The following is a 14480-nucleotide window of genomic DNA, read 5'->3' as shown; positions in this document are numbered from 1 at the left end:
TCTCCTTACTTCAGACCGTAGGCCCGCGCCACCAGGCTCAGCGGGTGCTGCAGTTCCGGCGCGCCCAGGCCATTGACCTCGAAGCCCTGCGCGATGTGGTGGCCGCCAAGCGGGCAGTCCGAGCTGATGACGTCGGGCTTCGCGCCGTCCTTCATGGTGGCCATGGCCTTGAACACCGGTTTGCCGATCTTCATGGCCTGCTGGTGGTGCGCCTTCTTCACGCCGAAGGTGCCGGCGTGACCGGAGCAGCGCTCGATGGTGTTCACCGTGGTCCCCGGCACCATCTTCAGCATCTCCTCGGTCTTGCGGCCGATGTTCTGCACCCGGCCGTGGCAGGGGATCTGGTAGCTCACGTTGCCGAGCGCTTGCGGGAACTCGGTCTTGAGCAGGCCGTCGCGCTTGCGCGCCATCAGGTACTCGAACGGGTCCCAAACGCTCTCCTTCACGAGCTGGGTGTCGGCATCGTCGGGGAACATCAGCGGGATTTCCTGCTTGAACATCAGGGCACAGCTGGGGACGGCCGCGAGGATCGCGTAGCCGTCCTTCGCGTACCTCGCGAGCACCGGGATGTTGGCCTCCTTGCTTCGCTGCACCGAGTCCAGATCGCCCAGCTCCAGCTTGGGCATGCCGCAGCATTTTTCCTTCTCGACCAGGGTGTAGGGAATGCCGTTGTGGTCGAGGATCTTGAGCAGGTCCAGGCCGATGCCGGGCTCGTTGTAGTTGATGTAGCAGGTGGCGAATATCGCGACCTTGCCCGGCGTCTTCTCGCCATCGACCACCTGGGATGCGCTGGCTTCGGGCGCGCCCGAGCGGAACTTCTTCGTCGCGAGTTCGGGCAGCCAGGCGTCCTGGTCGACGCCGGCCACGCGCTCCATCAGGCCGCGCGCTGTCTTGGTGCGGTTCACCGCATTGGCCACCTGCACCACGATCGGAATGCCGGCGAACTGGCCGTGCACGTCGGTGGAGGCGAGGAAGCGCTCGGCCAGGCCCACCTCGCCCTTCTTGAACTGGATCGCCTTGGCGCGCAGCATGGTGTGCGGGAAGTCCAGGTTCCACTCGTGCGGCGGTGTGTAGGGGCACTTGGTCATGTAGCAGAGGTCGCACATGTAGCACTGGTCGACCACCTTCCAGTAGTCCGCCTTGGCCACGCCATCCACCTCCATGGTGCTGCTCTCGTCGACCAGGTCGAACAGCGTGGGGAAGGAGCCGCACAGGCTCACGCAGCGCCGGCAGCCATGGCAGATGTCGAAGATGCGCTCCATCTCCTGCAGGCACTTGTCCTCGTCGTGGAAGTCCGGGTTCTTCCAGTCGAGCGCGTGCCGCGTCGGTGCCTGCAGATTGCCTTCTGTGGCCATGGGAATGTCTCCTCGTCTTGTGCGAGTGTGGGTTCGTGGGGATCTGCTGCGCCCGGGTGGGCGCAGCGTCCAGAGACACCGAGGAACCGGCTTTGCCGGGCCGCAGGTGTCGCCCCCTGGCGGGGGTCGCGCGCAGCGCGGCGGGGGTGACGCCGAACTAGTCCACGAGTTCGTTCAGGGCCTTTTGATAGCGGTTGGCGTGCGAGCGCTCGGCCTTGGCCAGGGTCTCGAACCAGTCGGCCACTTCGTCGAAGCCTTCCTCGCGCGCGGTCTTGGCCATGCCCGGGTACATGTCGGTGTACTCGTGGGTTTCGCCGGCCACGGCGGAGGCGAGGTTGTTGCGGGTGGAGCCGATCGGCAGGCCAGTGGCCGGGTCGCCCGATTGCTCCAGGAATTCCAGGTGGCCGTGCGCGTGGCCGGTTTCACCTTCGGCGGTCGAGCGGAAGAGGGCCGCCACGTCGTTCTGGCCTTCCACGTCGGCCTTGTTCGCGAAGTACAGGTAGCGGCGATTGGCCTGGGATTCGCCGGCGAAGGCGTCTTTGAGGCACTGCTCGGTTTTCGAGCCTTTCAATGCGGGCATTTGGTATCTCCTTGCTTGCGTGGGTGGAAGAAACGCCCAAGAGGCCCGGACAGCAGGCGCCGAACCTGACAGGACTTCCGCAACATACGCCCGCCGGTCCACCAGCGTCCAATAGTTCCGGGCTATGCGGGAAATTGCCCTGACCTATCCGGGGACGGACGTTGATACCGGCGTTCAACAGGATCGACACCCCCGGCCGAAAGCATCAAACTGGAGTGCGCCGCAGGCCTATTAAATTACGATAAGAGAAATGCGTTGCATAATGGTAAATCACAGGCCCCGCTTTCGCCTATCCAGGAGACCGACATGCCGACCACCGCCACCCTGCCCCCGCCCGCGCCGATCCAGCAGTTGCACCACTATGCGTACCGTGCGAAGGATGCCGAGGAAACGCGCCGTTTCTACGAGGACATCCTGGGCCTGCCGCTGTACCACATCATCCAGAGCGACCATGTGCCGAGCACGGGCGAGTACTGCCCGTACACGCACTTCTTCTTCCGGCTGCAGGACGGCTCGTTCATCGCCTTCTTCGACCTGGGCGACGACGAGGCCGCGTTGCCGAGCCCGAACACGCCGAAGTGGGTGAACCACATCAGTTTCCGCGTGGACACGGTGGAGGAGCTGGAGAACACCAAGGCGCGCCTGGAGGCTGGTGGCATCGAGGTGCTGGGGGTGACGGACCACCACATCTTCAAGAGCATCTACTTCTTCGACCCGAACGGCATCCGTCTGGAACTCACGGCGCAGTTGGCCGACGAGTTCGAGATGCTCAAGGAAAGCAAGACCGCGCATGCGCGCCTGGCCGAGTGGACGGCGCGCAAGGAGCAGTGGCGCAAGGAACGCGCCGAGGGCAAATCCGCCGCGCCGCTCAAGCCGCAGCAGAACGACCGGCCGGAGGTAGTGGCGCGCGCCAAGGCCTGAGGGTTTTGGTTTTGGCATTGGCGGGGACCGGTCGGCGAAGGGTGGGCGAGGGGCTCCGCTCATGTCCCCCGAACCGGCTTCGCCGGTTCTCCTCCTTTACTTCGCTGCGCCCCTCACCCACCCTTCGCCGACCTCCGTGCGCACCAGCAACTGTGGGCACTCAACGGTCACTCTGGCCCGGTGATGCCCGGTGCTCTGCGCAGCGGGGTAAAGGAGGAGGCGGCACCAGCCGCCGGGGGACACCCGCGGAGCAGAGTGCCGGGCGTCGCCGGGCCCGCGAGGTCTGCGAACGAACAGAAAACGGAAGCATGAAGGCAACCAGAACAAGGAGCGATGCATGTCACTGACCGCCTACCGAGAGACAGCCCACACCAACAGCTACGAATTCACCAGCGGTGCGGGCTACGTGCTCCCCGAGTACGAATTCGTCCCCCCACCCGAACTGACGAGCGAAACCCGGGTCCGCCACCCCATCGTCATCGTGGGCGGCGGCATCACCGGCCTCACCCTCGCCTGCTCGCTCGCCCGCCTGGGCGTGAAAGCGATCCTCATCGACGAAGACAACACCGTTGGCGTCAAGGGCGCCTCCTCGCGCGGCATCTGCTACACCCAGAAATCGCTCGAAATCTTCCAGCGCCTGGGCATCTTCGAGCGCATCGCCGCCAAAGGCACCCAGTGGAGCGTCGGCCGCACCTTCGCCGGCGACGACGAGGTCTACAACTTCGACCTGCGCCAACAAGGCAACTTCCACCTCTCCAGCCAGCCGCCCTTCATCAACATCCAGCAGTTCTACATCGAGGCCTTCCTCGTCGACCGCGTGCAGGAACTCGGCGCCGTCGAACTGCGCTGGCAGAACCGCCTCACCGCCTTCGAGCAAAACGCCAACGCCGCCACCCTCACCATCGAAACCCCCGCCGGCAGCTACCGCATCGAAGCCGAACACGTCATCGACGCCACCGGCTCCAACAGCCCGCTGCGCAAATGGCTCAACGTGCCCTTCGACTCGCGCCGGGGCGACGACCGCTGGTGCATCGCCGACGTGCGCTTCACCACCCACCCACCGGCCGAACGCCACACCTGGATCGAAGCCCCGTTCAACGAGAACCGCGCCGTCTGGCAACACCTCATGGCCGACGACGTCTGGCGCATCGACTACCAGATGGCCCCCAACGCCGACCCCGCCTACGTGAGCCGCGAAGACGTGGTGCGCGAGCGCCTGGCGCGCCAGTTCGGGCCCGACGTGGGCGTGGAGATCGTCTGGGTCGGCCCCTACGCCTACCGCAGCGAGTGCGTGCACGCGATGCGCCATGGGCGCGTCTTCCTCATGGGCGACTCGGCCAAGGTGGTCAGCCCCTTCGGCGCGCGCGGCGGCAACACCGGCGTGGCCGACGCCGACAACCTGGCCTGGAAACTCGCCGCCGTGCTGCGCGGCAAGGCCGACCCGGCCCTGCTGCAGAGCTACCAGGACGAGCGCCTGGAGGCCGCGCAGCAGAACGTGTGCGTGACCAACCGCACCGCGCGCTTCCTGCGCCCGGCCGACGGCAGCGAGCGCCTGTTCCGCCAGGCCGCCATCGGCCTGGCCAAGCAGTACCCGTTCGCGCGCAGCCTCATCAACACCGGCCGCATGGCGGTGGCCAACCCCTACAGCCGTTCCGGCGCCTGCACCTACGCCCCCGGCAGCGCGGCCGGCCAGTCGGTTCAGAACGTGTCTTTCACGTGGGCCGACGGCTCCACCGGACAGGTCAACGACCTGCTGAACTGGGCCCAGGGCGACCTGCTGGTGCTGGTGTTCGGCGACCTCGCGCCTGCCGCGCTGCAGCGCTTGCGCCGGCTCTGCCTGGACGCGCCGGTGCGCAGCGTGCAGGTGCTCGGCTCCGACGGCGCCGCCCAGGCCCTGGAACACGTGCGCGACCCCAAGGGCCACCTGCAGGGTGCCTGCCATGTGTTCGGCCACGCCTGGGCCCTCGTGCGTCCCGACGGCTACCTGGCCGCCACCGGCGAAACCATCAACGCCCGGCTGGTCACGGCCATCGAGCGTTCCCTCGGCCTGCGCGGAGACAAAACCCCATGAGACAAGACCTGCATTTCCAGGACGCCGACGCGTTCTACGAACAGCTGCTGGACGCCCACGCCGGCCTCAGCCGCGAAGACGCCGAGCTGCTCAACGCGCGCCTGATCCTGCTGCTGGCCAACCAGATCGGCGATGCGAAGGTGCTGAAAGCCTGCATCGAAGCGGCCCAGCGCGTGCCTAGCTAAAATCAGGGTCTTCCCCTGCTCTCCCAGACGGCATCCTGCGGGATGCCGTTTCCATTTTTGGCGCGCCCATGACCGACACCCTGAACCAGCCTGGCCTGCAATCCCTGGCCAAATCGTTCGAACCCGCTCCGCTCGAAGCCCGTTGGGGCCCCGAGTGGGAACAGCGCGGCTACGGCGCCGCCGGCTTCCGGGGCACCGGGGTACCAGAGGCCGGCGCGCCTTCGTTCGCGATCCAGCTGCCGCCGCCCAACGTGACCGGCACCCTGCACATGGGCCACGCGTTCAACCAGACCATCATGGACAGCCTCACGCGCTACCACCGCATGGCGGGCGCGAACACGGTCTGGGTGCCCGGCACCGACCACGCCGGCATCGCCACCCAGATCGTGGTGGAGCGCCAGCTTCAGGCCCAGGGCATCAGCCGGCACGACATGGGACCGACCCCGGCCGAGGCGCGCAAGAACTTCGTCGCCAAGGTCTGGGAATGGAAGGAACAGAGCGGCAACACCATCACCACGCAGATGCGCCGCATGGGCGACAGCGTGGACTGGGGCCGCGAGTACTTCACCATGGACGACAAGCTCAGCACCGTCGTCACCGAAACCTTCGTGCGCCTGTACGAGCAGGGCCTGATCTACCGGGGCAAGCGCCTGGTGAACTGGGACCCGGTGCTCAAGACCGCTGTGTCGGACCTGGAGGTGGAGAGCGAGGAGGAAGACGGTTTCCTCTGGCACATCGCCTACCCGCTCGCCGACGGCAGCGGCTCTCTCACCGTGGCCACCACCCGCCCCGAGACCATGCTGGGCGACGTGGCCGTGATGGTGCACCCGGAAGACGAGCGCTACACCGCCCTGATCGGCAAGACGGTGAAGCTGCCGCTGTGCGACCGCGAGATTCCGGTGATCGCCGACGCCTACGTGGACCGCGAGTTCGGCACCGGCGTGGTCAAGGTCACGCCCGCACACGACAACAACGACTACGCCGTCGGCCAGCGCCACGGCCTGCCCCTGATCGGCGTGCTCACGCTGGACGCGGCCATCAACGAGAACGCCCCGGCGAAGTACCGTGGCATGGACCGCTTCGTGGCCCGCAAGGCCGTGGTGGCCGACCTGGAGGCCGCCGGCCTGCTGGTGGAAACCAAGAAACACAAGCTCATGGTGCCGCGCTGCGCGCGCACCGGCCAGGTGATCGAGCCCATGCTGACGGACCAGTGGTTCGTCGCCATGGCCAAGGTGAGCGAATCCGATCCCACCGGCAAGAGCATCGCGCAGAAAGCAATCGACGCCGTCGCCTCGGGCGAGGTCAGCTTCGTGCCGGAGAACTGGGTCAACACCTACAACCAGTGGATGAACAACATCCAGGACTGGTGCATCAGCCGCCAGCTCTGGTGGGGCCACCAGATCCCGGCCTGGTACGACGAGGCCGGCAACGTGATCGTGGCGCGCAACGAAGCCGAGGCACAGGCCAAGGCCCCGGGCCGCACGCTCACGCGCGACCCGGACGTGCTCGACACCTGGTACTCCTCGGCTCTGGTGCCCTTCAGCACCATGGGCTGGCCGAACCAGAAGGACGGCGCGACCGAGGACTACAACCTCTACCTGCCCAGCACCGTGCTGGTGACGGGCTACGACATCATCTTCTTCTGGGTCGCCCGGATGATCATGATGACCACGCACTTCACCGGCCGCGTGCCGTTCAGGCACGTCTACATCCACGGCCTGGTGCGCGACGCGCAGGGCCAGAAGATGAGCAAGAGCGAAGGCAACGTGCTCGACCCGGTGGACCTGATCGACGGCGTCGCGCTCGCGCCCCTGCTCGAGAAACGCACCACCGGCCTGCGCAAGCCCGAGACCGCGCCCAAGGTGCGCAAGCAGACCGAGAAGGAATTCCCCGAAGGCATTCCCGCCTACGGCGCGGACGCGCTGCGCTTCACCTTCGCGGCGCTGGCCTCGCTGGGCCGCAGCATCAACTTCGACAGCAAGCGCTGCGAGGGCTACCGCAACTTCTGCAACAAGCTCTGGAACGCCACGCGCTTCACGCTGATGAACTGCGAAGGCCACGACTGCGGCCTGCAGGAACACACCAAGGCCGAATGTGCACCCGCTCGCACCGACAGTGCGAGCGGCCAGACGATCCCTGCCGGCCCTTTCCACGGCTACCTGAGCTTCAGCCAGGCCGACCGCTGGATCAGCTCGGTGCTGCAGAAGGTCGAGGCCGAGGTGGCCAAGGGCTTCGCCGAATACCGGCTCGACAACGTGGCCAATGCGATCTACGACTTCGTCTGGAACGAGTTCTGCGACTGGTACCTCGAAATCGCCAAGGTGCAGATCCAGACCGGCGACGCCTCGCAGCAGCGCGCCACGCGGCGCACGCTGATCCGCACGCTCGAAGCCATCCTGCGGCTGGCGCACCCCATCATCCCCTTCATCACCGAGGAACTCTGGCAGAAGGTCGCGCCGGTGGCCGGCCTGCCCGGCCCGTCGGTGAGCATCGCGCGCTACCCCGAGAGCCAGCCGGCCAAGATCGACGAGGCCGCCATCGCGCACGTGGTCAAGCTCAAGGCCCTGGTGGACGCCTGCCGCACGCTGCGCGGTGAGATGAACGTGTCACCCGCCACGCGCCTGCCGCTCTACGTGCTGGGCGACACCGCCTTCATGCAGGCCGCCGGCCCGGTGCTGCAGGCGCTGGCCAAGCTCAACGAAGTGCGCGTGTTCGAGGACGAGGCGGCCTGGGCCGCCGCCGCACAGGCCGCGCCCGTGGCCGTGGTGGGCGAGGCGCGCATGTGCCTGTTCATGGAGATCGACGTCGCCGCCGAGAAGGCCCGCCTGGGCAAGGAAGCGGCCCGCCTGGAAGGCGAGATCGTCAAGGCCAACGGCAAACTCTCGAACGAAGCCTTCGTGGCCAAGGCACCCCCGGCCGTGATCGATCAGGAAAAGAAACGGGTGGCCGACTTTTCAGCCACGCTGGACAAGGTGCGCGAGCAACTGGCCCGCCTGAGCGCCTGAACCCTTCCAGAATGCCGCGGGACTGGCTCCGCCAGACCGCAGGCATTGCCCCCTGGGGGGTGACGCACCGCAGGTGCGGCGCGGGGGGGGAATTACCCCCGATGCATCGCGATCGAACTCCACTGCGACGGTGACACCGCCTGCGGATCGCTCGTCGTGTCCTGGTAGTCGACGTTGTCGAGCGCCGAGAAATCGCTCACCCGGTTCTCGTTGTGCTGCGCAGACTCCGGCGACAGGGTCTCGTGCATGCGGTGCGCCACGTACCAGCTGGCGCGCAACTTGGCCTCGCGGGTGTGAGAACCTAGGCGCGGCGTGAGGTGCAGATTGGGAATGCCATGCAGCGGCGTGCCTTCGGCCGCGAACTGCGGGTTGGCGCCATCGAGCAGACAAGCGTCGATGCGGCCGTCGCACAGCGCCAGGGCCAGGGCCTCGGCGTCGAACAGCGAACTGCGGCTCACGCCCACCCAGAGCTGACCGGGCTTGCAGTGGTTGAGCATGCGCTCGTTGATCCAGCCCCGGAAACGCGAGGCGTAGACCATCTGCAGCGAGATCGCGTCCGAGTGGGCCAGCAGTTCCTGCAGCGACACCGGTTCGACCTTGAGCTTGTCCCAGATGTCGGCGGCGTGGTGCACGGCCGGGTCGTAGCCCAGCAGGCGCACGCCCAGACTGCGCAGCATGGGCGCCAGCGTGTGCGCCACGGGGGCCAGGCCCAGCAAGCCCACTGTGCTGCCCGAGAGTTCGCGGCCCATGCGCACCTGGGCGATCTTGCGCCCGAGCAACGCACTGACCATGCCCCGGCGGTACAGCATCAGCAGGCCGTACAGCAGGTACTCGGCATTCGAGCGCACCGTGGCGCTGCGTGCCTGCAGCACGCGCACATTGCGCCGCGCGCAGGCGTTGAGATCGGTGTTGTCGCTGGAGATCTGCATGCGCGCCACGATCTCAAGCTTGGGCGCGAAATCCAGGAATTCGCTGGAGACCACCACGTGCGGCGGCAGCACGATGGCGCGGGTCTTGTAGGTGCTCTTGCGCAACTCGGCGGGATCGTCGGCCAGCTCGGGCCGGAAGCTCACCTCATGGCGTTCCTGCAACCAGGCCAACGCTTCGGGCACAAGCGGATCAAGCAGCAGGACTTCCATGGTGTTGGGCAGGGCGTGTGAAGATGAAGAAATCTGATCGCGCCTGCCTGTGCTCAGCGGCGCTTGAGCAGGGTGATGTGGTCGCCGCCCACCGTCTCCTGCTGCACCAGCAGGTTGCCCGTCTGCTTGGCAAAGGCCTGGAAATCACGCACCGAACCCGCGTCGGTGGAGATCACCTTGAGCGTCTGGCCGCTGAGCATGTCGGCCAATGCCTTCTTCGCTTTGAGGATGGGCAAGGGGCAGTTCAAGCCGCGGGCATCGAGTTCTTTGTCGGCAGTCATGGGGTGGGGGGTATTCCTGGGTTGTCAACATTCTAAGCGGCCCACAGCGCGCGGCAGCCCCCGCGCGGAGCCCTAAGCACGCTATCCGGCGCCGTCGGCCGGACCCGCGGCGGGTTTCTGTGACAAATCTTCCATGAAGACGGGCTCGTGCCCGTGCTGGCGCAGCCATTGCGCCAGGGCCAGCCCGGTGCCGGCCCGCCAGCAGCGCACCTGTTCGGGCCGCATCAGCTTGTAGTCCACCAGCTCGGGAGAGAGCCGCACCTCGCCGTGCGCGCGCGCGTGGTAGGTGATGATGACCTGGTTCATGCGCTGGAAATCGTGCACGCCCACCAGCTCCAGCGCATCCACCTCCAGCGAGGTTTCCTCGGCGATCTCGCGCCGGATGCCCTCTTCGGGCGTCTCGCCGGCCTCCATGAAGCCGGTGATGAGGCCGAACATCTTGCCCGGCCAGGCCGCGTTGCGCGCCAGCAGGATGTGGCCGTCCATCTCCACGATGGCCGCGAGCACCGGCGTCGGGTTGTTCCAGTGGGTGAAGCCGCAGGCCGGGCAACGCAGACGCTGGGTGAAGCCGCCATCTTCTTCCATGCCGATCAGTGCCAGCGGCGTGGCGCACACAGGGCAGAACCGGAATTCGGTGCTCATGGTCGGCCGCCGGCGCTCAGGCCGGGAAAACGCCAGTGGAGAGATAGCGGTCGCCCCGGTCGCAGACCACGAAGACGATGGTGGCGTTCTCGACCTGGCTGGCGATCTGCTGCGCCACCCAGCAGGCGCCCGCCGCCGAGATGCCGCCGAAGATGCCTTCTTCGCGCGCCAGCTGGCGGCACATGGCCTCGGCGTCGCCCTGGCCCACGTAGACCAGCTCGTCCACCGTGCTCGGGTCGTAGATCTTGGGCAGGTACTCGGTGGGCCACTTGCGGATGCCAGGGATGCGCGAGCCCTCGCTGGGCTGGGCGCCGATGATGCGCACGGCCGGGTTCTTTTCCTTCAGGAAACGCGACACGCCGGTGATGGTGCCGGTGGTGCCCATGGCGCTCACGAAATGGGTGATGCGCCCGTCGGTCTGGGCCCAGATCTCCGGGCCGGTGGTTTCGTAGTGGATGCGTGGGTTGTCGGCGTTGGCGAACTGGTCGAGCACGCGGCCTTTGCCGTCGGCCTGCATCTTCTCGGCCAGGTCGCGCGCGGACTCCATGCCGCCGCTCTTGGAGGTGAGGATCAGCTCGGCGCCGAAGGCCTTCATGGTCTGGGCGCGCTCGATGGACAGGTCCTCCGGCATGATCAGCACCATGCGGTAGCCCTTGATGGCTGCCGCCATGGCCAGGGCGATGCCGGTATTGCCCGACGTGGCTTCGATCAGGGTGTCGCCGGGCTTGATGTCGCCCCGTTCCTCGGCGCGCTTGATCATCGAGACGGCGGGCCGGTCTTTCACGGAACCGGCGGGGTTGTTGCCCTCCAGCTTGCCCAGGATCACATTGCCTCGCGCCTGGTTGGCCGCCGCGCCAATGCGCTGCAGCGCCACCAGCGGCGTGTTGCCGATGGCGTCTTCAATCGTCGGGTAGTTCATCCCACCACTGTGCCATAATTTCAAGTCTCCCTTCTGGCAGCCCGGGTGGTGAAATTGGTAGACGCGCCGGACTCAAAATCCGGTTCCGAAAGGAGTGTCGGTTCGATTCCGACCCCGGGCACCACGACACAATTCCAAGCCGTGCAGGCAAGCCGCACGGCTTTTTTGTTGCCCGCCGCTCAGGCCAGGCCCTGCGCCACCGTGGGGTAGCGCAGGCGCAGGCCCAACTCGCCCTTGAGGCGCTGGTTGCGCAGCCGACGCGACTCGCTCATGAAACTCAGCAGCACCAGCGGCAACTGGTCGCCCGCGCCCTCGCGCGCCACGCGCGGCGGCCGGGGCAGGCCGTACAGATCGGCCGCGAGGTCGAAGTAGTCGCCCATCTTGAGTTCGGTGTCGTCCACCACGTTCACGTTGCGCTGTGGCCGACCGCGCCAGAGCGCGAGCACGCAGGCGCGCGCCAGGTCGTCGGCGTGGATGTGGTTGGTGTACACGTCGTCCTCGGCGCGCAACACCGGCGTGCCGCGCAGCAGGCGTTCGCGCGGCGTGCCACCGGCCCGGTCAGGCGCGTAGATGCCGGGAATGCGCAGCACCGTGGTGCGCACGCCGGTGGCGCGGCCCAGCCAGTGCACGGCGGCCTCGGCGTCCACCCGTCGCCAGGCGCGCGGCGTCTTCGGGTTCGCGGGTGCGGCTTCGTCCATCCATCGGCCCTGGCCGTCGCCGTAGACGCCGGTGGTCGACCCGTAGACCACCGAGGCGGGCAGCGAACGCTGCACCAAGACCAGGGACAGCGCGCGCGTGCGCGGGTCCAGCCGCCAGTCGGCCAGCTCTTCCGAGGGCGGTGGCGCCAGGTGCAGCACGCGCGTGGCCAGACCGGCCAGGCGGCGCAGGCTGCGCGGGTCGTCCAGGTTGCCCTGCAGCGGAGTGATGCCCTGGGCCCGCAGTGCCGGGCCGCGCGCGGCGCTGGAGGTAAGGGCCAGCAGGCGCGCGCGGGCACCGCCGCCCAGCACGCGCGCGGCGCGCTGGCCCACGTCGCCACAACCCACGATGAGAACCCGTTCACGCCGGAAGCGTGCGGGCAAAGCGCCGAGAAGGCTCATGCGAAATCCGGATTTGAGACAATGGCGGGTTGCCACACGGGGGGTCGCCCCCGTCGGCCTTTCCCGTTTCAACACGTGCCAGTATGACATTCAACATCACCGTCGAGCCCAGTGGGCGCACCTTCACCGCCGAGCCCGACGAGTCCATGCTCGCCGCCGGCATCCGCCAGGGCATCGGCCTGCCCTACGGCTGCAAGGACGGCGCCTGCGGCTCCTGCAAGTGCAAGCTGATCTCGGGCAGCGTGACACACGGCCACCACCAGCCCAAGGCGCTGAGCGCCGACGAGGAAGCCGCCGGCTACGTGCTCACCTGCTGCGGCGTGGCCCACAGCGACGTGGTCCTCGAATCGCGCCAGGTCACCGAGGCCGGCGCCTTTCCGATCAAGAAGATGCCGGTGCGCGTGAGCACGCTGGAGCGCGCCTCGCACGACGTGATCGTGCTTCGCCTGCAGTTGCCGGCGAGCGACGCCTTCCAGTACCACGCGGGCCAGTACGTCGAGTTCCTGCTGCGCGACGGCGACCGCCGCAGCTACTCCATGGCCAACGCGCCGCACACGCAGGCCACGGCGCCCGCACTGGAACTGCACCTGCGCCACATGCCGGGCGGCAAGTTCACCGACCACGTGTTCGGCGCCATGAAGGAAAAGGACATCCTGCGCATCGAAGGGCCTTATGGCAGCTTCTTCCTGCGCGAGGACAGCGACAAGCCCATCGTGTTCCTCGCCTCGGGCACCGGCTTCGCGCCGATCAAGTCGGTGATCGAGCACATGCAGTTCAAGGGCATCACGCGGCCCGCCACGCTGTACTGGGGCGGCCGCCGCCCGGCCGACCTGTACCAGAGCGCCTGGATCGAGGCCCGCCTGGCCGAGATGCCGAACCTGCGCTACGTGCCGGTGGTGTCCGACGCCCTGCCGGAAGACGCCTGGACCGGCCGCACCGGCTTCGTCCACCAGGCCGTGCTGCAGGACTTCCCCGACCTCTCGGGCCACGAGGTGTACGCCTGTGGCGCGCCCATCGTGGTCGAATCGGCCCACCGCGACTACGTCGCCAAGGCAGGTTTGCCCGACGAGGCCTTCTTCGCCGATTCGTTCACCAGCGCCGCCGACAAACTGTGACCCACCCCCGTCGCTTGCTCACTGCGTGTAGCCGCATCCCCCCTCCAGGGGGCAGCGCCAGCGGCCCGGCAGAGCCGGTTCCGCGGCGCTTCTGACTGCGTACCCTTTCACTCACAAGGAGACAACCATGCTGAACCGCCGCCAACTGATCACCCGCTCCGCCCTGGCCTCGGCCAGCCTCGCCCTGCCGGGGTTCGCCTCGGCGCAGGCCGCCAACACCACGCGCATCGTGGTGCCCTTCGCGGCGGGCGGCCCGATCGACGTGACGGCGCGCATCCTGGCCGAGGCGGTGAAGGGCTCGCTGGGCACGGTGATCGTGGAGAACCGGCCCGGTGCCGGCGGCAACATCGGCGTGAGCGCGGTGGCCAAGGCACCAGCCGACGGCCTCACGCTGGGCATTGCCACCACGGCCTCGCACGGCATCAACCCCTGGCTGTTCAAGCAGCTGCCCTACGACCCCGCCAAGGACTTTGCCGCCATCACGCAGATGCTGCGCGTGCCCAACGTGCTGGTGATGAACGCCGAGACTGCCACGCGCCTGAACATCCGCACCGTGGCCGACCTCATCGCCTACGGCAAGGCCAACCCCGGCAAGCTCAACTACGGCTCGGGCGGCAACGGCAGCGCCGGCCACCTCGCGGGCGAGCTGCTGAAGAACCAGGCCGGCTTCTTCGCCGTCCACATTCCCTACAACGGCGGCAACCCGGCGCAGCTGGGCCTGCTGTCGGGCCAGGTCGACTTCAACATCGACAACCTCGCCACGGCCGCGGCCAACATCCGCTCCGGCAAGCTCAAGGCCCTGGCCGTGACCACCGCGCAGCGCAGCAGCGTGATGCCCGATGTACCGACCGTGGCCGCCACCCTGCCCGGCTTCGAGATCGACACCTGGTGGGGCCTGATCGCCCCGGCCGGCACGCCGGCCGACACGGTGCGCAAGCTCAACACCGCGTTCAACGCCGCGCTGAATTCGGCCGAGGTGAAGACCCGCTTTGCCCAGCTGCTGGCCGAGCCCGCGCCCAGCACGCCCGAGCAGTTCGACGACTTCATGAAGCGCGAGCGCACGAAGTACGAGCGCATGGTCAAACTCAGCGGCGCTCAAGTGGACTAAGAAAAAGCCACCTTCGCACGAGCGAGGTGGCTTTTCCAGAGATACCGCGGAACCGGCTCTGC

General features: G+C 67.5%; 13 protein-coding genes and 1 tRNA gene. 7 read left to right on the top strand and 7 right to left on the bottom strand.

Features of this window, described 5'->3' with window-relative positions; genetic code table 11:
• Nucleotides 1-5 precede the first annotated feature (5 nt).
• The gene (locus ACODTB_RS04690) at nt 6-1355 is read right to left on the bottom strand and encodes a (Fe-S)-binding protein (RefSeq protein ID WP_291111012.1); all 1350 of its coding nucleotides are present in this window, start codon (nt 1353-1355) and stop codon (nt 6-8) included.
• 157 nt (nt 1356-1512) lie between these two features.
• Nucleotides 1513-1935: a rubrerythrin family protein gene (locus tag ACODTB_RS04685; protein ID WP_086125420.1), complete on the bottom strand. Its 423-nt coding sequence runs from the start codon at nt 1933-1935 to the stop codon at nt 1513-1515.
• Between the two features lie 306 nt (nt 1936-2241).
• On the opposite strand from ACODTB_RS04685, the gene ACODTB_RS04680 reads away from it, so the two are divergent.
• The 4 genes from ACODTB_RS04680 to ACODTB_RS04665 all read left to right on the top strand — a co-directional run bounded on the left by ACODTB_RS04680 (nt 2242) and on the right by ACODTB_RS04665 (nt 8117).
• Entirely contained in the window at nt 2242-2856 is a 615-nt protein-coding gene (locus ACODTB_RS04680; protein WP_291121544.1) for a VOC family protein, read from the top strand.
• 337 nt (nt 2857-3193) lie between these two features.
• A complete protein-coding gene (locus ACODTB_RS04675; RefSeq protein ID WP_291121545.1) occupies nt 3194-4927 on the top strand; it encodes an FAD-dependent oxidoreductase in 1734 nt (577 codons plus the stop codon).
• Nucleotides 4924-5112, top strand: coding sequence for a DUF2783 domain-containing protein (locus ACODTB_RS04670; protein WP_291121546.1), 189 nt, complete (start codon nt 4924-4926; stop codon nt 5110-5112). Before ACODTB_RS04675 ends, ACODTB_RS04670 begins: the two co-directional genes overlap by 4 nt.
• A gap of 68 nt (nt 5113-5180) precedes the next feature.
• Entirely contained in the window at nt 5181-8117 is a 2937-nt protein-coding gene (locus tag ACODTB_RS04665; protein ID WP_291121547.1) for a valine--tRNA ligase, read from the top strand.
• A gap of 92 nt (nt 8118-8209) precedes the next feature.
• Here ACODTB_RS04665 and ACODTB_RS04660 read toward each other — a convergent pair whose 3' ends face one another.
• The 4 genes from ACODTB_RS04660 to cysM form a co-directional block, all read right to left on the bottom strand.
• Complete coding sequence (locus tag ACODTB_RS04660) at nt 8210-9256, bottom strand: NAD(P)-dependent oxidoreductase (protein ID WP_291121549.1); 1047 nt, start codon at nt 9254-9256, stop codon at nt 8210-8212.
• 53 nt (nt 9257-9309) lie between these two features.
• Nucleotides 9310-9537, bottom strand: coding sequence for a sulfurtransferase TusA family protein (locus tag ACODTB_RS04655; protein WP_291121551.1), 228 nt, complete (start codon nt 9535-9537; stop codon nt 9310-9312).
• A gap of 81 nt (nt 9538-9618) precedes the next feature.
• On the bottom strand, nt 9619-10179 hold the full coding sequence (locus ACODTB_RS04650) for an NUDIX domain-containing protein (RefSeq protein ID WP_291121552.1): 561 nt from the start codon (nt 10177-10179) through the stop codon (nt 9619-9621).
• Between the two features lie 16 nt (nt 10180-10195).
• Entirely contained in the window at nt 10196-11098 is a 903-nt protein-coding gene (gene cysM, locus ACODTB_RS04645) for a cysteine synthase CysM (protein ID WP_291121553.1), read from the bottom strand.
• Between the two features lie 39 nt (nt 11099-11137).
• Between cysM and ACODTB_RS04640 the strand changes: the two genes are divergently transcribed.
• Nucleotides 11138-11222: transfer RNA gene (locus ACODTB_RS04640), tRNA-Leu, on the top strand.
• A gap of 55 nt (nt 11223-11277) precedes the next feature.
• On the opposite strand, the gene ACODTB_RS04635 is transcribed toward ACODTB_RS04640, so the two are convergent.
• Nucleotides 11278-12195, bottom strand: a complete 918-nt coding sequence (locus ACODTB_RS04635; RefSeq protein WP_291121554.1) for an SDR family oxidoreductase — start codon at nt 12193-12195, stop codon at nt 11278-11280.
• 83 nt (nt 12196-12278) lie between these two features.
• Here ACODTB_RS04635 and ACODTB_RS04630 point away from each other — a divergent pair, with 83 nt between their 5' ends.
• Together ACODTB_RS04630 and ACODTB_RS04625 are read left to right on the top strand one after the other, a co-directional pair.
• Nucleotides 12279-13310: a CDP-6-deoxy-delta-3,4-glucoseen reductase gene (locus ACODTB_RS04630; protein ID WP_291121555.1), complete on the top strand. Its 1032-nt coding sequence runs from the start codon at nt 12279-12281 to the stop codon at nt 13308-13310.
• A gap of 127 nt (nt 13311-13437) precedes the next feature.
• Complete coding sequence (locus ACODTB_RS04625) at nt 13438-14418, top strand: Bug family tripartite tricarboxylate transporter substrate binding protein (protein WP_291121556.1); 981 nt, start codon at nt 13438-13440, stop codon at nt 14416-14418.
• Nucleotides 14419-14480: the final 62 nt, after the last annotated feature.

This window comes from Hydrogenophaga sp. FG152 (assembly GCF_057809615.1).
Note: the sequence above shows the minus strand (reverse complement) of the source record. Positions and strands in the feature narration are given on the sequence as shown.